Source organism: Ligilactobacillus sp. LYQ135 (genome assembly GCF_053711055.1).
The window spans coordinates 386,244-407,592 of the sequence record NZ_JBSJYT010000001.1 but is presented as its reverse complement, the minus strand read 5'-3'; the positions used below and the strand labels follow the sequence as shown (position 1 = coordinate 407,592).

17 protein-coding genes and 1 tRNA gene are annotated in these 21,349 nt (G+C 32.9%); 3 read left to right on the top strand and 15 right to left on the bottom strand.

Annotated features, from left to right (window positions below; all coding sequences use genetic code 11):
* Nucleotides 1-119: 119 nt before the first annotated feature.
* The 6 genes from ACWCL1_RS01865 to ACWCL1_RS01840 all read right to left on the bottom strand — a co-directional run bounded on the left by ACWCL1_RS01865 (nt 120) and on the right by ACWCL1_RS01840 (nt 7,876).
* Nucleotides 120-1,406: an ABC transporter substrate-binding protein gene (locus tag ACWCL1_RS01865; protein ID WP_454545226.1), complete on the bottom strand. Its 1,287-nt coding sequence runs from the start codon at nt 1,404-1,406 to the stop codon at nt 120-122.
* A gap of 33 nt (nt 1,407-1,439) precedes the next feature.
* A complete protein-coding gene (locus ACWCL1_RS01860; protein WP_454545225.1) occupies nt 1,440-2,732 on the bottom strand; it encodes an MBL fold metallo-hydrolase in 1,293 nt (430 codons plus the stop codon).
* Nucleotides 2,716-3,534, bottom strand: a complete 819-nt coding sequence (locus ACWCL1_RS01855; protein ID WP_454545224.1) for a carbohydrate ABC transporter permease — start codon at nt 3,532-3,534, stop codon at nt 2,716-2,718. Before ACWCL1_RS01855 ends, ACWCL1_RS01860 begins: the two co-directional genes overlap by 17 nt.
* Nucleotides 3,531-4,406 (bottom strand): carbohydrate ABC transporter permease, encoded by an 876-nt coding sequence (locus ACWCL1_RS01850; protein WP_454545223.1) that lies wholly within the window; start codon nt 4,404-4,406, stop codon nt 3,531-3,533. The genes ACWCL1_RS01855 and ACWCL1_RS01850 overlap by 4 nt, the downstream gene beginning before the upstream one ends.
* A gap of 1 nt (nt 4,407) precedes the next feature.
* Nucleotides 4,408-5,481: an ABC transporter ATP-binding protein gene (locus ACWCL1_RS01845; protein WP_454545222.1), complete on the bottom strand. Its 1,074-nt coding sequence runs from the start codon at nt 5,479-5,481 to the stop codon at nt 4,408-4,410.
* Nucleotides 5,482-5,767: 286 nt separating this feature from the next.
* Nucleotides 5,768-7,876 (bottom strand): putative ornithine decarboxylase, encoded by a 2,109-nt coding sequence (locus tag ACWCL1_RS01840; RefSeq protein WP_454545221.1) that lies wholly within the window; start codon nt 7,874-7,876, stop codon nt 5,768-5,770.
* Between the two features lie 172 nt (nt 7,877-8,048).
* On the opposite strand from ACWCL1_RS01840, the gene ACWCL1_RS01835 reads away from it, so the two are divergent.
* Nucleotides 8,049-9,494 carry an APC family permease gene (locus ACWCL1_RS01835; protein ID WP_454545220.1) on the top strand — a complete coding sequence of 482 codons (1,446 nt, stop codon included), beginning with the start codon at nt 8,049-8,051 and terminating at the stop codon, nt 9,492-9,494.
* Nucleotides 9,495-10,071: 577 nt separating this feature from the next.
* On the opposite strand, the gene ACWCL1_RS01830 is transcribed toward ACWCL1_RS01835, so the two are convergent.
* From ACWCL1_RS01830 to rlmH, 3 genes are all read right to left on the bottom strand, one after another.
* Complete coding sequence (locus ACWCL1_RS01830; RefSeq protein ID WP_454545219.1) at nt 10,072-10,521, bottom strand: universal stress protein; 450 nt, start codon at nt 10,519-10,521, stop codon at nt 10,072-10,074.
* Nucleotides 10,511-12,085 (bottom strand): Nramp family divalent metal transporter, encoded by a 1,575-nt coding sequence (locus tag ACWCL1_RS01825; protein WP_454545218.1) that lies wholly within the window; start codon nt 12,083-12,085, stop codon nt 10,511-10,513. The genes ACWCL1_RS01830 and ACWCL1_RS01825 overlap by 11 nt, the downstream gene beginning before the upstream one ends.
* A 113-nt stretch (nt 12,086-12,198) precedes the next feature.
* The gene (gene rlmH / locus ACWCL1_RS01820; RefSeq protein ID WP_454545217.1) at nt 12,199-12,678 is read right to left on the bottom strand and encodes a 23S rRNA (pseudouridine(1915)-N(3))-methyltransferase RlmH; all 480 of its coding nucleotides are present in this window, start codon (nt 12,676-12,678) and stop codon (nt 12,199-12,201) included.
* Between the two features lie 441 nt (nt 12,679-13,119).
* On the opposite strand from rlmH, the gene ACWCL1_RS01815 reads away from it, so the two are divergent.
* On the top strand, nt 13,120-13,311 hold the full coding sequence (locus tag ACWCL1_RS01815; protein ID WP_454545216.1) for a hypothetical protein: 192 nt from the start codon (nt 13,120-13,122) through the stop codon (nt 13,309-13,311).
* A 111-nt stretch (nt 13,312-13,422) separates the two neighbouring features.
* On the opposite strand, the gene ACWCL1_RS01810 is transcribed toward ACWCL1_RS01815, so the two are convergent.
* The 6 genes from ACWCL1_RS01810 to yycF all read right to left on the bottom strand — a co-directional run bounded on the left by ACWCL1_RS01810 (nt 13,423) and on the right by yycF (nt 20,489).
* Nucleotides 13,423-14,742, bottom strand: coding sequence for a S1C family serine protease (locus tag ACWCL1_RS01810; RefSeq protein WP_454545215.1), 1,320 nt, complete (start codon nt 14,740-14,742; stop codon nt 13,423-13,425).
* A 148-nt stretch (nt 14,743-14,890) separates the two neighbouring features.
* Nucleotides 14,891-15,703 (bottom strand): MBL fold metallo-hydrolase, encoded by an 813-nt coding sequence (locus ACWCL1_RS01805; RefSeq protein WP_454545214.1) that lies wholly within the window; start codon nt 15,701-15,703, stop codon nt 14,891-14,893.
* Between the two features lie 6 nt (nt 15,704-15,709).
* Nucleotides 15,710-16,513, bottom strand: a complete 804-nt coding sequence (locus ACWCL1_RS01800; protein ID WP_454545213.1) for a two-component system regulatory protein YycI — start codon at nt 16,511-16,513, stop codon at nt 15,710-15,712.
* A gap of 12 nt (nt 16,514-16,525) precedes the next feature.
* Nucleotides 16,526-17,857 carry a YycH family regulatory protein gene (locus ACWCL1_RS01795; RefSeq protein WP_454545212.1) on the bottom strand — a complete coding sequence of 444 codons (1,332 nt, stop codon included), beginning with the start codon at nt 17,855-17,857 and terminating at the stop codon, nt 16,526-16,528.
* Nucleotides 17,847-19,742, bottom strand: a complete 1,896-nt coding sequence (gene walK / locus ACWCL1_RS01790; protein WP_454545211.1) for a cell wall metabolism sensor histidine kinase WalK — start codon at nt 19,740-19,742, stop codon at nt 17,847-17,849. The genes ACWCL1_RS01795 and walK overlap by 11 nt, the downstream gene beginning before the upstream one ends.
* A 30-nt stretch (nt 19,743-19,772) precedes the next feature.
* Nucleotides 19,773-20,489, bottom strand: a complete 717-nt coding sequence (gene yycF, locus ACWCL1_RS01785) for a response regulator YycF (RefSeq protein ID WP_454545210.1) — start codon at nt 20,487-20,489, stop codon at nt 19,773-19,775.
* 705 nt (nt 20,490-21,194) lie between these two features.
* Here yycF and ACWCL1_RS01780 point away from each other — a divergent pair.
* A tRNA-Lys gene (locus tag ACWCL1_RS01780) sits at nt 21,195-21,267 on the top strand.
* Nucleotides 21,268-21,349: the final 82 nt, after the last annotated feature.

Sequence of the window (21,349 nt, the reverse complement as noted above, 5' to 3'; positions counted from 1 at the left end):
CAGTATTTTTTTACTATAGTAACGAAAGAATTAAGGTAAAATTGAAAGGACTGCTTTATTAATAAAGTATTCAACCCTTGGGATCTACCTTATTAGATACCGCTTTTTTATTTATTATATTATTGATTCCATACTGACTTAAATTGAGCTTCGCCCTTCTTAAGTAATGACTTCATGTTGCCATCTTTAGCATGGCTTAAGATATCTTGCATAATTGTATTTACTTCTTGGAATGCAGCATTTGAGTTCTTAGTTACAGGAATTGAGTACAAGTTCTTTGTAGCTGCTGCAACTTGAGCAGGAACTTTTGAATCCTTGTTATCCTTGTATTCTGAACTGTTAATTACTTCATCTGAAACAGGGATGTAACCAGTTTGTTGTGCCCAGTAAAGTTGGGATTCCTTACTTGTTAAGAACTTCATGTACATAAATGCAGCTGTACGTTGTTGTTTTGAAGCATTCTTGAACATGTAAATGTCTGTACCTTGTTGAAGATTCCACTTACCAGGACGAGGAGCTACACCATATTCAAATTTATCACCAACACCGTTTTTAACGTAACTTTCGCCGGCACTTGATCCAACAAACATTGCAACTTTTTCATTTGAAAAATCAGTTGATAAGTAGTTTGATGAACCAGCTGTCTTGAAGTAACCTGCTTTAATTCCATTTGCGTAGTAGTTAATTACATTCTTTGATTTCTTTGATTCAATGTTAATCTTAGAAGTGAAGTTAACTCCTTGGTTCTTCATTCCTAAAACATAGTAGTTTGATAATGAATCAAATCCTGCACCTACAACTTTATGATTTGATTTTTCATAAATTGTCTTTGCAGCACTCTTTAATTCTTCCATTGTTGTTGGAACTTTTACACCATATTTATCAAGTAATGTCTTGTTATAAACTAAAACTTCAACTGACTTGTTAAATGGAAGTCCATATTGTTTACCATCAATTTGAGCACCCTTCAATAGTGAAGTCTTAATGCCACTTTTTTCAGCACTACCCCAGCCAATTTTTGAATTATTAATATATGGCTTTAAGTTAACTAATAAATCATTTTGAGCTGCATTATATAACCATCCTGGATATGCTTGGGTAATTGTTGGCAAGTCCTTTGGAGATTGCATTGTAGAAGTTAATTTTGATTGTAAATCCTTATAAGCACCTTGGTTTTCTAACTTAACCTTGATATTTGGATTTTGCTTTTCAAATTCCTCTGTTAAGTGTTCCAAAGCTTTTTGTTGATCACCAGACATTGCATGCCAAAATGTAATGGTCGTTTTCTTAGTGACCTTTGTTGGAATACTATCAGCATTAACCGTTGATACTAAACCTCCTGAAACAGTTGCGAATGCAGTGAATGCCGTAGTTACGGCCACTGCAAGTTTGTGCATGAACTTCATTATAAAAGCTCCTCCTTTAATTAAAAAAATTATTTAATTTAAAATGAGCGATTGCCCATTTTTCATTAACACACGTTTACCAAAGGGATTATTTAAATTTTCTGGATGAAAACTATGAATTGGGGTCAACATCCTGGGTTTAATCGCAGCGATAATTTCATCTAACTGTGCTGCAGTAGCATGTCCGCTACAAGCCAGGTGGACAAATTGAATCTCATTTCGTGCAAGCATATCTAAGAATTTTTGGTATGCCGGATCAAAATCCCCTAATGGTTCGGCATCACTATGGATATAAATTGTTTGTGGCATTAGGTTTTCAAAATTATTTTCTACTTGCCACAAGTATTTTCCATGATCTTTTAATAATTCTTGATAATCAATTTCCAATTTAGAATCCAAGCCTTCAATTGGCTCTTCATTAGGGCCATAATAGTATGGTTGTTTTTTACCCATAATTTCTTGGAGTAGCTTGGCTCGCTTCGCTGTTAATACAACTTGACGAAGATCGATTTTGCAAATTTCTTCTAATCTACTAAGATTTCCTGGGTAAGTATTAAATGTAACTGGTGCATTTGGATTTTGTTTTAAAAGTTTCTTAATTCGTTGAAGCAATTCTTGTTCACTTTCAATTGCTGAATCATCATCCTCATGTGGTTCATCTAAGAAACTTACACCTACACCTTCGCAAATTAATAAATCACATTCAAATGCATCTGCCATTACTTTTCTTGTCCATTCAGAATGAAACCCATGTAACCTTAAATCACCAGTGTACACAATTAACTTATCAGGGGTGCGAATAAACATTGCAACCGCTCCGTCTGCATCATGATCAATAGGATAAAATTCCACACTAATTTCTCCAATATGAACTTTTTGATGCATTTTTAATGGTGTTAACTGCCGCATATAATTTGCCGGATGATTAGCGGCTGGAAGTAAAAACGTTCCCTTTTCATTTAAAACTTTTAAAATTTCAATTGTCTGTATTGATGTATAAATTGGCATTTTTTCATCAATATAGTTCAACATTTTTGTATGATCTAAGTGTAAATGAGAAACAAATGCAGCGGAATGTTGATATTGATTTTTCCATTTAGGTGCTCCTTTGAGATTTTCATCATAAAAATCATCAAGAGAAGCGATTAAATCATTATCCAATAATGTTTGATATTCTTCATTTTCTAAAGTTAATTCAGGTTGATAAACTACGCCTAGGTCAAAGAAAATATGAGCATCTCCATATGCGATTTCAATGTTAGTGCCCCCAATTGTATCTACACCTTTATGGTAAGTAACAATTGTTTGTTTATCCTTTGAGTCCATCACGTGTAACCCCCTGAATAATTTGTTTCCGGAAGATGAAGTAAATAATCAAAATTGGAATAACGGTTAATGTTGCTGCGGCTAGTTGTAACTGAGTTTGTGCTCCACCTTCAGTGGCAAAGTTTGCTAACCCATTGTTCAATAAGCGCATATTGTCATTATTTGTTACCAATAAGGGCCATAAAAATGAATTCCAACCTGAAATAAATGTTAATAATCCTACTGTTGTTAAGGCTGGTTTTGCCATTGGAACTAAAATTTTCCATACATATTGCCAATTACTTGCACCGCTAATTTTTGCTGCTTGGTAGATACTTCGCGGAATTCCTTGGAAGTAACTGTTCAAGTAGTAAATGTAAAATACGCTTGTTGTAAATGGAAGGAATAAACCAACATATGTATTTAACAAGCCCCATTGAGCAATTGTATTGTAGTTTGTAAAGATGATTGCTTCTGATGGAACCATCAAAAGTGCAATCATAATCAACTTAACAAATTTCTTCCCTTTAAAATCTAAACTAGTTAATGCAAATGCAGCTAATGTAGATGTAAACAATACGCTTAATGTATCAACGGTTGCAACAATAAACGTATTCAAGAAGTACTTCAAAAAAGGAGCTTGTTGGAATACTTCTACATAGTTTTTAAACTGCAAATGTTCTGGAATTAATGTTGGTGGAATACTCATGGTTTCTGGCAAAGTCATTAAGCCGCCTAAAACCATATAAATGAACGGAAAGACTGTAATAATACTTAATACAATAATGAAAAGCCATGTAATCACACCATTTACTTTTTTCATCTCCGTCCCACCTTTTCTAATAATTTATTTTGTAAGAATGAAATGACTAAAATAATCATAAATAATAAGACTGTTGCTGCCATCGCAATTCCTGGAGTTCCATCGATTTGGAACTTATCAAAAATATAGTAAACTGCGGTCATTGCACTCCCAGCAATTCCAGGTTGCCCATTAAACAAGGCATAAATTTGAGTATATACCTTGAAAGCATTAATCAAATTAACTGTTAATAAAAATGCTAATGTTGGGATTAATTGTGGCAATGTAATTCTAAAGAACATTTCACGATTATTTGCACCATACATTTTTGCAATTGTGTAATGTTGCGGATCAATTCCCCGTAAGGCTGACATTAAAATTACAATGTTAAACGCTAATCCTAACCACACCCCAAAAATGATTACCGTGATCATATTCATACTTGGATTGTCTAACCAATCAGGAGTACCTAAGTGGAAGAACTTCAAAATATAATTTAAAATCCCATATTGACCATTGAAAATGTAACGAAAAACAATTCCAATCGCAATTGTACTTGTAACATATGGCATAAAGAAGAGTGTTTCAAAAAATTTTGAATGTTTTATGCGGTTAAATAAGTTCCATGCAATTAAAATTGAAATTACAAGTCCGATTGGCACAACTGTAAAAGCGTATAGCACCGTGTTTTGCAAAGCTTTACCAAAGTATGGATCAGCAATAACATATTTATAGTTACTTAATCCTGTCCAGTGCATTGAAATCAATGAGCCAGACTGAAAACTCATCACAAATGCCCGAATAATTGGAAAAATACTAAACAATGCCACACCAAGTAACGCTGGTCCTAAAAACCACCATGCACTCCATTGGTTTTTTCGTTTTAATTTCATCCTAATATACCCGCTTTCCGTCTTTCATGAAGACATATGCTTTTTCAATATTAAATTTTAAATGAACAGTATCATCGCCATTGATTTGATTTTCAATATCTACAAGTGAACGATATTGTTGATTGCCTAACATAAATTTTAATACGCGTTCACGTCCAATTAATTCAATATCATCAATCTTAACTGTTAAGTCAGCATGTTCTTCAGTTGTTGGTTGGATATTTTCTGGACGAATTCCAATTGTATATTCGCCATCTTCTAAATCTAATTGTTTATGTTCAGTAAATCTTGTTTGAGATAAAGTGAAGTGTTCGCCCTCGAATTGGTTATTTTCTAATTTAACTGGGAACAAGTCAATTACTGGATTACCAATGAAATTAGCAACAAATTCATTTACTGGATTTAAGTAAAGATTTTGACTACGATCTGCTTGTTGAACAACCCCATTATTTAATAGAATAATGCGATCACCAATTGACAAAGCTTCTTCTTGATCATGAGTGACAAAGATCGTTGTAATTCCGACTTCTTTAACTAATGCTCGAATTTCTTCCCGAATTTGAAGACGTAAACGTGCATCTAAGTTACTCAAAGGTTCATCCATTAATAATACTTTAGGTTGTTGAACTAAAGCTCTGGCAATTGCAACCCGTTGCTGTTGTCCACCAGATAATTGACCTGGTTTCTTTTGAGCGATATCAGTGATATGTGTTAATTCCATATATTTTTGAACAGCTTGTTTTGCTTCTTTTTTGGACTGTTTATTTTTTCCTACAGTTAATGGAAACATTACGTTTTCCTCAGCTGTCATATGTGGAAAAAGAGCATAATTTTGAAAAACGAATCCGATATCACGATTTTCAGGTGAAGTTTCTAAAACTGATTTGCCATCAAATTTAATATCTCCAGAAGTAGCATCAAGTAACCCCGAAAGAATGTTCAACAGTGTTGATTTTCCGCAACCACTTGGACCTAATAAACAAACTAATTCGCCCTTTTCTACAGAAAAATTCACATTTTCCAAGGCTTGATACCCATTTTCGTAAGTCTTACTAAGATTCGAAACTTCGATCATTCATTTATTCTCCTCATCTTGATTATTAAATATAAATCACACTAAATGTTGTGATTAATTATTGATTTGCTACAGTAAATTGTATCATTTTTCATTGAATAATCAATATCAAATTTCATATTTATTTCAATTAATCTTCAAAATAAGCGTTTCTTTCCATTGAAACATTGTTCGTTATATCACGAATTTAATTCTCATTTTTTATAAAATTGGAGCGGACCACCATCAAATTGCGAAAAACAAAAAAAAGACTGTAACTTTGCATCACAGTCTCTTACTATTTGAATTATTCTTTTAAAACTTCACATTCAACGTGAATTTTACCAACTTTATCTTTGGCATAATGAACTCCTTGAATTTCAGGTACAAATCCATCAAACCTTTCCATTGCTCCTACTAAAGTTTCAAAATAGTCTACATCGACTTTTTGCCATCTTTCTCCCGGAGCAACAATAAATACTCCTGGGGGATATGGTAATGCTCCTTCCATTGCAATTCTTCCCTCTACATCCTTTAAATTGCACAACTCACTTTGATTATGTCTAAACTTCAAATCAGCTTCAGCAGGTTGTAAGTCATACGCTTGCATTTGAGGCTTTTGGAATAGCCGTTGTTGTAATTTAAAGGTTTGATGCGCTTGATAATACTCATGCATTTCTTGGCAAAGTTGTTTAATTGTATAACCTGCATATCGTTGAGTATATTGTTGGTATAACCCGGGTAATACTTTTTCTAATGGAGCATCTTCTTCATACAAGTTTTCAAATTCAATCAGTGCACTCATAAGTGCGTCTAAATCACTTTCAGTATCTCCTGGAGTAAGTAAAAACAATAATGAGTTTAAATCTGCTTTAGCCTTTAAAATACGATGCTCAGTTAAAAATTCAGCTACTACATCTCCTGGAATTCCCTCTTTTTCATATTCTTCAGCGGCAACATCAATTCCGGGTGTTTGAATAGTCAATTTTAACGGATCAATAATTGCCTCATTTTCAGCTATGTGTTTGAAGCCATGCCAATCATCTTGCGGATTTAACTTCCAATATTTAATGTCACTGGCAAGTTTATCTGTTGGGATATCTTCCCATAATTTACCATCAACTTCAACTGGAACAAGGGGTCTAAATATTTTAGATTCATAAATAAGTTTTTTGCGCCAATTAATTCCGCGTTTTAAAGTATCATCCCACCATTTGCGATTACCATTACTTCCAGATAAATATGCATTAACGGTCATTGAAGCATATAGAGGATAATTATAGCTAGAAGTTACATATTTCAAATATGCATTATTAAAATGCTTATGGTCAACATAGCGATCTTGTTCCTTAATATGGGCATCTTTTTTCAAAATTTGAGAAGCAGATCCCATTCCAACCTGTTGTTTATGTAATGATTGAGTTACTAAAATTCCAGGATCTTCTTTTCCATAATGTTGATTTAACGGTGATAAATCATTCATTAAATCAACAAATTGCTCAAAACCACCCCATGCACAGTCAAATAAAACATAGTCACATAATTTTCCAATGCGTTTTAACAACCATGACGCGTTATAGAAAACTCCATCATATGTTTCGGCTTGAATTACTGCCATTCTAAATGGTCGTTTTTGATGTGCTTTTTGAGGATCTATTTTAGCAGCCTCTTTACGTAACTTTTCTTCTGTCAAAAATTGAGAGTCCATTTCACCAATTAGGCCAAGTGCGTTGCGATCAGTCGGAATATATACTGGTTTTGCCCCATTCATAATTAATGCACCATTATACAAAGATTTATGATTATTACGATCAAATAAAACTAAATCATCTGGTCTTAAAATTGCACTTGTACAAATATCATTTGAACCGGTTGTTCCATTTGGACAAAAATAAACTTTATCTGCATTATAAACTGTTGCTGCTTTTTGTTCAGCTTCAAGGGGAGCACCACTATGAGTCATCGTATCTCCCAATTCTGCTACCGTATCACTCGTATCGGCATAAAGTAAATTTTCGCCAAAAAATTGATTAAAAATTACACCTGCAGGATGTTTTTCATTATATCTACCATTATGATGTCCTGGCGTTGTAAAACTTACTGGTCGTTTTTGTGCAAAATTAACTAAATCCAATAAAAAGTGCGGAACATTTTCATTAATATATTCAGTAGCTTTATTTTCGATTTCTTGGGTAATTTCATTGCCATGATTTAAATCAGCAACAATCACTGGAATATCAAGCGCAGCTTTTTCTTTAACTTCAGTAGCAATCTTATCTTCAGTTAAACTATTTTTATCAATTACAATAGCTGCCAATTCAGCACCATTTATATTTGAAGATAATGGAATTGCTTGCCATTTTGCAGGAATATATTGCATTAAATTTTTAGGAGCAGCGATTTTCAAAAAACTCATTTTTTATCATCCTTTCAAATTTTATGAAAAGGGCTTTGCTATTTTCAATTTTTGCTTTAAACTAGATAAGTATGTGTTATATATAATTTTCTTACATATATTAAGTATACCTTAAAAGAAATTAAATAATGCAAACTAGCATTTTACAAATTATTACAGAAAGGATTTACCCATGAATGATTTAACACCAAAAAAACATTACATGAGCTGGCCAGTAATTGCCCTACTAGACTTTGTTACAATCATTAGTTTTGAAAATATCTTTTACCCATTTCAAAACCAGGGGCTCTCAGTTGTTATTTCTTGGATCTTCTTGCTTTTCTCATATGTAATCCCTTATGCATTAATTGCAACTCAATTAGGATTAACATTTGATGGCAAAGAAACTGGAGGATTAGCATCTTGGATTCGCCGAGGAACCGGAAGCGATCTTTTTGGATATGTAACCTCATGGATGTACTGGACTCAAACTATTCCATATCTTGTTGATGTTTCAAATTCAGTAGTAGTTTCAATTAGTTGGATTATTTTAGGCAATGCTACTTTAAATCAGCATATGTCTACTACAACATTTGGTTTGATGACATTTTTAATTATTTTATTATTTATCATTTTTGAAAATAAGGTAAAAAATTCACTTGAAATTCTTTCAGTTATTGGTGGAGGTGCGATGTTCTTAATTTCAATGCTCTTTGTTTTTATGACTGTTTGGGCATTAACACATGGAGCAAAACCAGCCACTCACTTTACTGCTGAAGCTTTCAAGCCAAGTTTTACTTTGCACTATTTCTCTACCACTGGACTTTTAATCTTCGCAATGTCTGGGGCTGAATTAGCTGCTCCTTACATTAATAAGTTGAAAAATCCTAAGCGAGACTTTCCTAAAGCAATGTGGGCATTAGCTTTAATGACAGCCTTCTTAACAATTTTTGGAACATTAGCATTAGCCGTATTCTTTAATGCTAATGACATTCCTACAGACTTTAAGATGAATGGTCCTTACTATGCCTTCAAATTACTTGGTGAGCAATGTGGTTTAGGAAGCTCATTGATGTATGTTTTTGCATTTGTACAACTCTTCTTTATGCTTGCACAATTAGCAATTTTAATCGATGCTTCTAGTCGTGTATTTGCAAGTGATACTGCCTCAAAATACATGCCAAGTTGGCTTACTAAGAAAAACAAAAATGGTCGTCCAATTAACAGTTACATTTTAACTGCTGGAATTAGTTTAATTATTCTATTATTAAGTGGAACTTTACCAAGTATCAACTCTATTTATAACTGGTTATTAAACCTAAACGGAATTGTTTCTCCTTATAAGACAGCTTTAGTTTTCGTTGCATTCATTGCAATTCGCTTACGTCAAAATGAATTTAATTCTGAATATGTCTTCATTAAAAACCGTAAAGGCGCTTTAGCTGTTGGTTGGTGGTGTTTCATTTTCACGTTCGTATGTGCTACCATGGGCTTTATCCCACAAGATGCTGCTCCTGGAACAGCCGCATTTGATCACCAACTCCTCATGAATTTCTTAACAGTTGGATTCTTAATTGTGCTTGGATTCTTGTTACCATTACTTCGGAAACTTGAATTAAAACGTCAAAAAGTTGAATAAATTAAAAAAATTATATTTATAATGATATGTGTGAGACTATGACATAAGTCACAGAAAAAATAAGCATTCAATGATAAAAAATCATTGAATGCTTATTTCATTTAACATTGATAACTATAGCATGAAACATAAAAAATTAACCAATAAAGTAGGTTAATTTGGTAAAAAAATAGAAGAACCAGCATTACAAAATATAAACAGAATAAAATTAAACCTAAGGACAAGAAGATTAAAAACTTGAGAAGGACTTGTGTTCAATACAAAGGAAAATGCTATAGCAATGTTATCTACATTCGAAGAAAATTTACTTATCGCCAATTCTAGATGTCTTTAATAAGAATTACTTCGACTTCTCCAACATTACACCAAATCCTTAATATGTTAAATAAATTTAATCACCGTGGATCATTAGATGAGATGTTCTTACATAGTGATCAAAGGGGCTTTTTATTAATATTCAAAGTATGTCCTGTAAGATTAGATTTTATAGTTATAAAAACCAATATAAAACTAAAAGGACTGAGCAGAACTCAATCCCTAGAATAAAGTATTCACTTTATAACTCACACAATCCTATTTACTCACGTACAACTAAAACTGATACGGGTGCATATTTTGCCATGTATGCTGCTTGTGAACCAAAATACTTGCCAATACCTTCTTTTGCTAATGCACCAATAACTAATAAGTCTGGATTTACTTGCGGAATAATTTCCTTAACAATAGTTTCACCCGCATCTCCTTGACCCGTAATTGTATAAACTTTCTTTACCCCTGCTTCAATTGCAACTTTCTTATACCCTTCAATGTGTTGATTTAATTTATCAATTTGTTCACGCAAATAATCTGCATTTAAAATTTGATAAACATTCATCTCATCTTTTTCTAAAATCGAGGTAATATATAGCGCTGCGTTTAATTCAATTGCACGCTTCATTGCAACTCGAAAAGCCAATTGAGCATCTTCAGAGTCGTCTACACCTACTAAAATTCTTTTGATGTTTTTGATTTTTTCATTATTCGCCATCTACACTCACATCCAATTCTTTAGTTGCCGTTAGTTTACGATTACTTTTATGTAATTCAAAAATTACCCATGCCAATAATCCAAGAATTAAGGCACCAACAATATAAGCAACATCTGTTCCAATTGCTTGTTGTTGTGGTGTTGGTGAATCACTGAAAAATGCCACCATTTGATCTGGCAAGCCACTTAAGTTTAAGTATATTAACGTAACAACAGATATCCATCCAAGTATTTTTACCCATAAAACATTCTTAAACTCGCCCATTTCAGCTTTACTATCAGTTAGCATCAATAATGGAACCATTGAAAACGGAAGAGCCAATGATAAGAAAACTTGAGAATTGATCATTAAGTTATTAATCGCAATATGTTGTTTGGTTACTGATTCTCCACTGGTCATCATTACACATAAAATTACAGGCACAACTGCTAATAAACGAGTAATTAACCGACGAGCCCATAAAGGTAATTTCATATGGATGAATCCTTCCATAATAACTTGTCCCGTTAATGTCCCGGTAATCGTTGAATTCTGACCTGATGCCAACAAAGCAATCGCAAACAATGTTGATAAAACCCCTGTCCGAGCTACTTGAGCAAGAATTTGATTATCTAAAAGTGCTGGATTGTTCAATGCATCAAATAAACCAAAGAAAGAAGTATCTTTAACCGCACCAGTTTTAAAAACTGCCACACCCATTACTAATAACAATGCATTAACAAAAAATGCTGCTGTTAATTGGATGTTTGAATCCCAGGTAGTAAACTTGATTGTGCGCTTAATATCTTCGGATTTTGAATGATCTAATTCACGGGTTTGTGAAATTGATGAGTGCAAATATAAGTTGTGTGGCATTACCGTAGCCCCAATAATTCCTAATGCTCCAGTTAAAGGAGTTTCACCGTTAATTACAGGCGAATTATTCATTACATCCTTACTTGGAAGCAATCCTTTGAAGGCGTCACTCCAATTAGGATTAGATAAAATAACTTCATATGTAAATACAAACAAAATTACACAAATTAAACATACAACTAATGCTTCAATTTTTCGAAAACCAACTTTAGCAAGTAATAAAAGTAAGAAAACATCTAAAACAGTAATGAAAACTGCTACTAAAAGTGGAATATGGAAAAGTAAGTTTAAAGCAATCGCAGCCCCAATGACTTCGGCAATATCAGTTGCCATAATCGCCATTTCTGTTAGTATCCATAAAATAAAACCTAGTGTTTTACTTGTTCGTGCCCGAATCGCCTGTGCTAAATCCATTTGAGTTACGATTCCTAATTTTGCTGCCATGTATTGTAAAAGCATTGCAATTAGACTGGACATCAGGATAACTGACATCAGCAAGTACTGGAAGTTTTGCCCTCCAGTAATTGATGTTGCCCAGTTTCCTGGATCCATATATCCAACCGCAACTAAGGCTCCCGGACCAGAATAAGCTAGTAAAGTTTTCCAAAAGCCTTTACCTTCAGGAACACGCACTGTACCGTTAATTTCTTCTAATGACTTCCCATTCGCATATTCAACGAACTGATGCGCTTTGGTTTCTTCTGCCATATAAAAAATCATCCTTTCTTTGTTGATCCAATTTATATGGTATCTAAAATCCATTTGTTTGGCAAGCCTAACTTTTTTATTATGACAAATAAATTTATCTTAATAGTATTAAACTATTTATGGTATGGCGATCCATTATTAATCATAAATGCCCGGTAAATTTGTTCAGTTAATACTAGTCGCATTAATTGATGAGGCATCGTTAACTTTCCAAATGAAATTTGGGTATCAGCTCGGTTTAAAACCTCATTTGATAATCCCAATGAACCTCCAATCACAAAGGTAATGTCACTTTTACCATAAGTAGTTAACTTTTTAATTTCTTGGGCCAGTTCTTCTGAACTTCGTTGTTTTCCTAAGATCGCTAATGCATAAACATATTCTTTATCTTTAATTTTAGCTAAAATCCGTTGTCCTTCGATTTCTTTAACTTTTTCCATTTCAGCATCACTTAACTTTTCAGGAGCCTTTTCATCAGCAACTTCAACAATTTGAAATTTGCAAAATTTACTAAGTCTTTTAGCATATTCTGCAATTCCTTGCTTTAAATATTTTTCTTTTAATTTTCCGACACAGACAATTTTAATGTTCATTATTTAAAAATCACCTTTTCCACAAAGTTATCCACATATTCACAAGATAATAATCAATATATTGTGCGAACATAAATTCGACACAATATTTGCGATTTTAATTTTTAATTATTCACAATCAATTTGGAAACATTGTTATAAATCTTTAACGTGAAACACCTTCACAAACGCTTATTTTAATAGTGGTTTCACAATTTAAAAAGTCTTCTTTTTTTAGATTTCCACACCTGTTCACAACTTTGTGGATAACTTTTGAATTTTAATTGTGTTTTACTAACACCTTTTTTGGGGATAAACTGGGGATAACTCCAAAATATCCTTTAAAATTATACTCATCTTTACACTTTAACTGCAAGTTAAGCATTAAGAATTTATTTTCTTTTTACTAAAAGTCGAACATCACTAACTTGCGGTATAATAATTATGAAAGAAGGATTTTTTATGGCTGAAATGCTTACAAATACGATTGAATTAATCAAAATTCCCTCATACAATCCACGTGCACTTGCTTCTAATCAAACCTATGTTGTACGGTGTACTAAGTGTGGACATGAACAAGAAATTAATGCTCAATTTTGGAAAGACTATTTAAAACATCCTTATTGTCAGTACTGTGATCAAAATAAAAAATGATCATTTCATTAGTTTAAATTTCTTGTTTTACAATGAATTAGCGAAACAAAAAACCTCGTAGTTGAATGACAATCAACTACGAGGTTTTTTACTATTATTTTTTACAAGGTTTTAGTTTCCTTCACTTGAAGAACTAGTTGTATTTTCGTCACTCGCTTCAAGTGTTAATTTAACATCTGTCTTCTTAAGTTGACCATTGTGATAGTATTGAATTTCAATTGTATCGCCAACTTTATGTGCATATAAAGCTTCACGTAAACTTGCTAAGTCAGTGACTTTCTTATCGCCTAAACCGACAATTACATCACCTTTTTGAATTCCACTATCTTTTAATGGTGAATCAGAGTTAACTTTAGCAACTACAATTCCACCTGTCACGCTTGATGGTAACTTCAAGACACTTTGTTGTTGTTCTTCTGGAACCGAAGTTAAGTCAACTAATGATATTCCTAATGCTGGACGTACAACTTTTCCGTTTTCGACTAATTGATTAATAATTGAAACAACCTCATTACTTGGAATTGCAAATCCCATCCCTTCAACTGATGTTGAAGATCCTGAACCAGTTCCTGTGCTTGATAATTTCATTGAGTTAATCCCAATTACTTGTCCTGCTAAGTTAATCAATGGACCGCCAGAGTTTCCTGGATTAATCGCTGCATCTGTTTGAATAACAGTAGCTTGTCCTGTGGTTACACCTTGACTATTAGTAATATCAATTGTCCGCTTCTTAGCTGAAATAATTCCTTCTGTTAATGACGTAGCATAATCTGAGCCTAAGGGAGAACCAATTGCTAAAGCAGTTTGTCCAACCTGAATATCATTAGAATTTCCAAATGTAGCTACTTCAGTTACATCTTGCGCATTAATTTTCAAAACAGCTAAGTCAGATACCGAATCCGTTCCAACAACTGTTGCTGATAATTTCTTACCATTATTTAGAAGAACCTCTACTTTATTTGAATCAGAAATAACATGATTATTAGTTACAATAAACGCTGTATTTCCTGATTTCTTATAAATTACCCCAGATCCTTCACTTGCTGAAGTTTCATCTTCACTACCATTTTGACTTCCAAAAAGATCATCAAGTGAGCTACTACTTGAATATGCTTCAACTGAAACAACTGCATCTTTAACCTTATTAAATGCTTTCGTTGCTTGATTTGTTTCGGTTACTTTAATATTACTTGTAACTGTTTTTCCCTTACGATTATCCGAAGTTACTGTTGTACTTGTATAGTGTTTATAAACTGCATAACCACCAATAATAATTCCTCCACCTAAAATACCGCCAACTAATGCTACTAGAAAAATTTTTATCCAACTAGTTTTTCTTGGTTGTTGATTATAAGAATCATTTTGAGATTGTGGGGTTGATTTTTGCGTATAGTCACCATTGTATTGGTTTCTGCTATCCTTGTCATCCATACAATTAGTCCCTCCTTAATTTATTTCAATATTGCTATATAAGATTATAAAAACAAAATTTGAACACTTTATGAATAATATTCGCAAAAAAAGAAGAAGGAACCCATTTTTACAGTTCCTTCCTCATTAATTTTAACAATACATTCATTTATTTTAATTTTATTAATGGACTTGCTTGATCTGGACTTGTGTCAAGGAGTTGAAAATCATGTCCGACTGCTAAATCATGTTGTTTCATAATGTTTTCCACGGTTAAATGTGCAAGTTCTTTAATATTATTTTCCTTACTTAAATGTCCTAAAAAAATTTGCTTAGTATCATTTCCTAAAACATCCGTCATTACCCGCGCACCATCTTCGTTCGATAAATGCCCAGTATCACCCATAATTCGTTGTTTCAATGCCCAGGGATAAGGTCCCATTCGTAACATTTCAGTGTCATGGTTACATTCAAGCAAATAAGCCTGTGCATCCTTAATAATTCCCTCTACTCGATTAGAAACATAGCCTGTATCAGTGACAATGGCAAAGGAATGCCCTGCATGATGTAATTCATAAAATTGTGGGTTTGCTGCATCATGAGAAACATTGAAGCTTTCAATATCAAGATCACCTAAAGATAAAGTTTGCTCTGGTTCAAACACATATTTTTGAGTTGGCTTAATTTTACCAATTTTAGGCTCCATTGCTTCCCATGTTTTTTGATTAGCATATACATTCATCCCGTATCTGCGTGCAAGCACCCCAACACTTTTACTATGATCTGTATGTTCATGAGTTACAAATAAACTGTCAACATCTTTTAAAGTGCGCCCAATGGAATTCATCAACTCTTCAATTTTTTTACCAGATAAACCTGCATCAACTAAAACTTGATGTTGTGGGGTTTCAATATAAGTTGCATTACCTGCACTTCCACTTGCAAGAATACTGATTTGCATTGAATCTGACGTTGTAATCATTCCCTTCTAATCGCTGTTGTCATCCATCACTGCTCCGGTAAAGGCATTTATTCGTCGATAAATTGTACTTCCAGAAGTATCATTTTTAATATAAAAAACCCAAGTTGGAATGTATACTGTATTTCCATTTACGGATAATAATTTTGAATATGTTAAATGACTCCATACAACTTTTGAGTTACTTGGCAATTTATTATATTGATATAGCCAAATTAAAGCTCGTTTTTGACTTAAAGTTTTTCGCGAACCGCGAAGTATTTGTAAATCGTCTAAATGACCTTGAGTATACCCTTGAACATAGCCGTTCTTCACATGAAAACGAATCTGTCCGACTTCATCATAAACCGGATTACCATTAATATACTGTGCATATACTATCGTATCTTTGGTTGAAAGTTCTTCACAATATTTATAATCTTTACCATCAATAATTTGACTTGGATCACTTACAATTGATTTTAACGTTTTTTGCGGAGTATCCGTGTTTAACTTAATCATTGTTGCAAAGGTTGAGTTAATTTTGTTATTGTTGTAGCTCCAATTTTGATAGCGCAATTGATTTGCTTTATCCTTTAATTTATTTCCATTTGCACTTGATACATAATATCCTTTTCCCGATTTATTTGATGTTTTACCTACATTGATTTGATCATCATGCATACTTTTAAGCACTGAAACGGTTGTATTTTCAGATTTATTAGCCGTTGTATCCATTATAGGGCCACCTTGTTGGAAATATGAGGAAACAAGAAAAATATCAAGCATAATAAATGCGATAAAGAAAATCCACTCAATTCTTTTAAAATTCACTTTTGCTTCCTCCTACCCATTTAAGTCACTGTAATTCATCCATTTACCATCATAGTAAATAAAATATGTTGGTGTTAAATCAATTACCATTTGTGAAGTTGGATTTTGTGACCATGCATAACCAACTTCGATTTTTTCAACTTTATTCAAATCATAGTTATTATTTTTCAAATTTTGAATCACTTGATTAGTTGGTGGCAACATTACTGTTTTATTGTTATTTGGCAATGGAACTTGTAAGTTATCCATTGAAAATGCATATTGAAGTCCGCCATTTTTTTGCATACTAATTTCGTATGCTCCATAATAATTATCTGAAATAATTGGGTAGCCCCCAACGTAAGTTTCATAAGTTACAGTATGATTAGAACTATTATAGTCTTGGTAGCGAACATCATCTAATGCTACACCTAATCGATTTAAATTAGTAAAACTTTGCTTCAAAATCTCATTTAAAGATTTAGGAATTCCACCATGATAATCATTGCGACCATCTCGTGAATAATTTACAGTTCCCGTTTTATTATTTACAATCAGCCGTTGATCATTTTCAGTTGAGTACGTTGTAACCCCATTACGTTCATTGGTTGCAATTGAACCTGAATTAGAAGAGCCTAAAAGGTGCGTTACAAATAAACTTGTATTTTCTTTATTAATTAAATAACTATATTGCGGAACAGTTACTCCTTTTGTGTAGTTTCGAATATAGTGATTATCATTAATTTCTTGATATTGAATTGGGGTTTTTTGAATATCTTTATTATCAATCACATTATAAATTGCTTTAGGTAAGGCTTTTTTCAACTTTACCTTATAAATATGCAAATTACTATCATTATATAAATAAACCGTTTTATGATCATTCATTGGTAAAACAATATGTTTAAACGTATGATCTGCATATTTTTTTTGTAATACTTTATTATCAATTAATTTTCCAAAAATCCCAATTGATACTGGGGCTGAATATGACAACATGATGTTATTTCCTTCTAAAAATTTGTCATGATAATCATTAAAATTTTTGGTTGTTTTTTCTGAAATCGACTTCACATGCGCATTATTCAAGTGAGATTTCATATCATTTACAATATCATCATTGTTATCAGTTAATTGCATTTGTTGTTTATCTTGAGTCAATACTACCGTTGTTGGTAAGTATACATCTGCATAACTATAGTGTTCATCACCCTCTGTTTCGCTATTGGCCGCGTTTGTAGTTGTAGTTGTTTGCGTTGTGCGATGGAATGTTGCTGGATCAATCCAAATAATCGCTGAAAATATTAAGCTAATTGCTACTGCAATGAATAGTCCGATGTGTAGTAAATATTTTTTAATCTTCACCCCACAAATCCTCCTCTTCATCGTACTCATGATATGGAAGTGAAATGTAGAAGGTAGATCCTTTACCTTCTTGACTATCAGCCCAAATCTTACCATGATGCATCTCAATTACTTCTTTAGAAATTGCTAATCCTAAACCAGTTCCACCTTGGGCACGTGAACGTGCTTTATCAACCCTAAAGAAACGATCAAAGACATGATTTAAATCTTTTTTCGGAATTCCTAAGCCTTGGTCAGAAATACTTAAAATCACATGATTTTGAGTTTCAAGTAAACGACAAGTAATTACTCCGCCATTAGGTGAGTACTTAATTGCATTATTCATGATGTTATCAATTACTTGAATGAACTTATCGGTATCAATTTCTACCCATAAATCTTTTTTAGTAAAATCACGTTTGATTGTATAGTTCTTAGATTTAGTTTCATGAGTATCATTGTTATCTTTTTCAAGCATCATTTCAAAACGATCAAGAATATAATTAAATAACTCATTTAAATTAACTAATTCCAAATCCAACTTAACACGTCCTGAATCCATTCGTGAAAGTTTTAACAAATCATTGATCATACGAATCATGCGATCAGTTTCTTCTTGAGTTACCTTCAAAAAGCTAGGTGCAACTTCAGGATCTTGCCATGCACCATCATTCAAAGCTTCAATATAACTGCGCATACTTGTAAGTGGTGTTCTTAACTCATGAGAAACATTTGATACAAATTGCCGTAATTCCCGATCCATTTTTTCTTGTTCAGTTACATCGCGTAGCACACATACAATTCCTGAAATAAATCCGGATTCCCGTTGAATCAAAGAAAAATAGGCATGTAAAATTTGTTCATGTTCTTGATCTGATAAATCAATTGAAATTTCATCTTGACTTTCTAATAAATCATGTAACGTATAATTGTCACGAATATCAAATACATCTAAAATTGACTTACCTAATGCTTGCTTTTCATCAATATCTAAGTAGTCACATGCAGCATGGTTGATGATATTAATTTTTCCACGACGATTAGTGGCAATCACCCCATCAGACATATGCGTCAAAACCGAATCAAGTCGTCTTCTTTCTGACTCAGACTGTTCTTGGGTTTCTTCAACTCGAACCGATAAATTATTTACAGCTTCGGCTAATTGTCCCAACTCATCTTTACCATAAACATGGACTTGACCAGAATAGTCACCATTTGCAATTCGCGTTGTTTGTTTTTTCATTTCATCAATTGGTCGGGTAATTGCACTTGCTAAAATAATTGCTAATATTAATCCAATTACAGTAGCAATTAACGCTGCCGTTGCAAAAATAGCAGTAACATTATTAAGCGAATCATAAACACTTTCTAAACTCGCACGAATATACACTGCCCCTACAACCGTATTGGTATTACCGGTTGCGCTAAATAAAGGGGTAATCGAAATATAGTACCGTTTATTATCACTTCGATCATACGTAACTTTAGAATAAGTCCGCCCATTATATAAAACTTGTTTAATATCACTATCAGTTGTCCTTTGTCCTACTAAAGAGCGATTATTAACATCGTTATCACCACGAATATTGCCCTTCGCATCGACAACTTGAACGTTTGTTATATTACTATTATTAACGTCTTCTAAAATTAAACGAATTTGCTCATTGGCTTTTTTTGTATCACTTGAGCTTAAACTTTGAGCCAATGAATTATCAACATATGAAGATAATTCTACGCGTTGCTTAAATGTTTTTAAATTGTCGCTTTTCAATCTTTGAATAAAAACAGCCCCGACAATTTGAAACGCGATTAAAAGTAAAAGCGCAAATACCAGGGCAATTTTGAAATGGATCGATTGAAAAAAGTGCAGTTTTTTATTTTTTTGAGTTTGTTTTTGTTCACTCACCTTTATCTCAATCCCTTAATTAAATTTAGATTAATTTTCTGGTTTCCGTAAAAAGTATCCTACGCCACGTCGAGTAACTAACCAAACTGGACGACTAGGATTGTCTTCGATTTTTTCACGTAAACGACGTACCGTTACGTCAACTGTCCGCACATCACCAAAATAATCGTAACCCCATACAGTTTGGAGTAAATGTTCTCGTGTCATCACTTGTCCTAAATGTTGTGCTAAGTAATATAATAATTCAAATTCACGGTGAGTTAATTCAATTTTTTCACCACGTTTTGATACTGAGTAAGCATCTGGTTGAATAATTAAATCTCCAATTTCAATTTCATTATTCCGACTTTCATCTTCAGATGCTTGTGCGGTTGCCACTGCAGCTGATTGCCGTCTAAGATTGGCTTTAACCCGAGCAACTAATTCTCGGTTTGAAAACGGCTTAGTAACATAATCATCAGCACCCATTTCAAGTCCTAAAACCTTATCAATTTCAGCATCTTTTGCTGTAACCATAATAATTGGCATATTATGAGTTTTACGAACTTCACGTGCAACTTCTAATCCATCTATCTTAGGAAGCATCAAGTCAAGTAAAATTAAATCAGGATCAACTTCTTCAACCTTTTGTAATGCTTCTTCACCATCATAAGCTGTATAAACATCAAAGCCTTCTTTTTTCAAATTAAATTTAATAATATCTGAAATCGGCTTTTCATCATCAACAACTAAAATTTTGTTTTTCATAGTTTATTCCTCCCAAATATTGGCGGGGTCAATTAGTTACACTGTCTTTCATCAAATTCAATTCTAGCAATAACTTAACTGACAATTTCTCAATTTATATTATAAAACAATGCTTATTGATTGCCAAACTTTGAAAAATTTTACTAAAAACGCTTTTCTCATGAAAACTCATGAAATCATCTAAAATTATGCTATAATACACATAGGCTCTGAATTTTATTTCAGAACAGCAATTTTAATTTGATAATAGTTACTAGTAGTTTGATTATTCACCCTTTGCAAAACACTTTGTTAATACATTCTCCATGTTTTGCAATTCAAGTGATCAATCGGTACATTCTCCCCTTTACCACAAATTGTTAGTAATCTTTGCTTAACTACTAATTTTTAATGGTTAAATCAATAATCATCTCCGGAGTTTTTATTAATTTAACAGGAGTAATTTTAGTATATTTAAGTTAACTTAGTTGCCTCATACTTGAATTGATATTAAAATCTTCACGTTAAAAACTAGTTACCGGCAGTTTTTATCAATTAAAAGTCATTTCAAAATAAAGTTCAGATGCGCTTTAAAACACAGAACAAAGGGATGCACCTGCACATGCATCCTTTTTTTATAATTTAAACTAAAAAAAAATAAAAAAAAACACTTGCACAACTTCGTGATTCTTGTTATTATATTAATCGTTGACAAGATAACCATTTGGGTGGTTAGCTCAGCTGGCAGAGCAACGGACTCTTAATCCGTGGGTCCAGGGTTCGATCCCCTGACCACCCATCATTTAGAAGCTGTAACTTCGGTTGCAGCTTTTTTTATAAAATTATGAGACTTATCTTTTGCACTTCATGGCAAAGTGCAT

Excerpts from the sequence above, each read along its gene's own strand:
- ACWCL1_RS01865 (WP_454545226.1), bottom strand. The coding sequence starts at position 1,406 with ATGAAGTTCATGCACAAACTTGCAGTGGCCGTAACTACGGCATTCACT.
- ACWCL1_RS01860 (WP_454545225.1), bottom strand. The coding sequence starts at position 2,732 with ATGGACTCAAAGGATAAACAAACAATTGTTACTTACCATAAAGGTGTA.
- ACWCL1_RS01855 (WP_454545224.1), bottom strand. The coding sequence starts at position 3,534 with ATGAAAAAAGTAAATGGTGTGATTACATGGCTTTTCATTATTGTATTA.
- ACWCL1_RS01850 (WP_454545223.1), bottom strand. The coding sequence starts at position 4,406 with ATGAAATTAAAACGAAAAAACCAATGGAGTGCATGGTGGTTTTTAGGA.
- ACWCL1_RS01845 (WP_454545222.1), bottom strand. The coding sequence starts at position 5,481 with ATGATCGAAGTTTCGAATCTTAGTAAGACTTACGAAAATGGGTATCAA.
- ACWCL1_RS01840 (WP_454545221.1), bottom strand. The coding sequence starts at position 7,876 with ATGAGTTTTTTGAAAATCGCTGCTCCTAAAAATTTAATGCAATATATT.
- ACWCL1_RS01835 (WP_454545220.1), top strand. The coding sequence starts at position 8,049 with ATGAATGATTTAACACCAAAAAAACATTACATGAGCTGGCCAGTAATT.
- ACWCL1_RS01830 (WP_454545219.1), bottom strand. The coding sequence starts at position 10,521 with ATGGCGAATAATGAAAAAATCAAAAACATCAAAAGAATTTTAGTAGGT.
- ACWCL1_RS01825 (WP_454545218.1), bottom strand. The coding sequence starts at position 12,085 with ATGGCAGAAGAAACCAAAGCGCATCAGTTCGTTGAATATGCGAATGGG.
- rlmH (WP_454545217.1), bottom strand. The coding sequence starts at position 12,678 with ATGAACATTAAAATTGTCTGTGTCGGAAAATTAAAAGAAAAATATTTA.
- ACWCL1_RS01815 (WP_454545216.1), top strand. The coding sequence starts at position 13,120 with ATGGCTGAAATGCTTACAAATACGATTGAATTAATCAAAATTCCCTCA.
- ACWCL1_RS01810 (WP_454545215.1), bottom strand. The coding sequence starts at position 14,742 with ATGGATGACAAGGATAGCAGAAACCAATACAATGGTGACTATACGCAA.
- ACWCL1_RS01805 (WP_454545214.1), bottom strand. The coding sequence starts at position 15,703 with ATGATTACAACGTCAGATTCAATGCAAATCAGTATTCTTGCAAGTGGA.
- yycF (WP_454545210.1), bottom strand. The coding sequence starts at position 20,489 with ATGAAAAACAAAATTTTAGTTGTTGATGATGAAAAGCCGATTTCAGAT.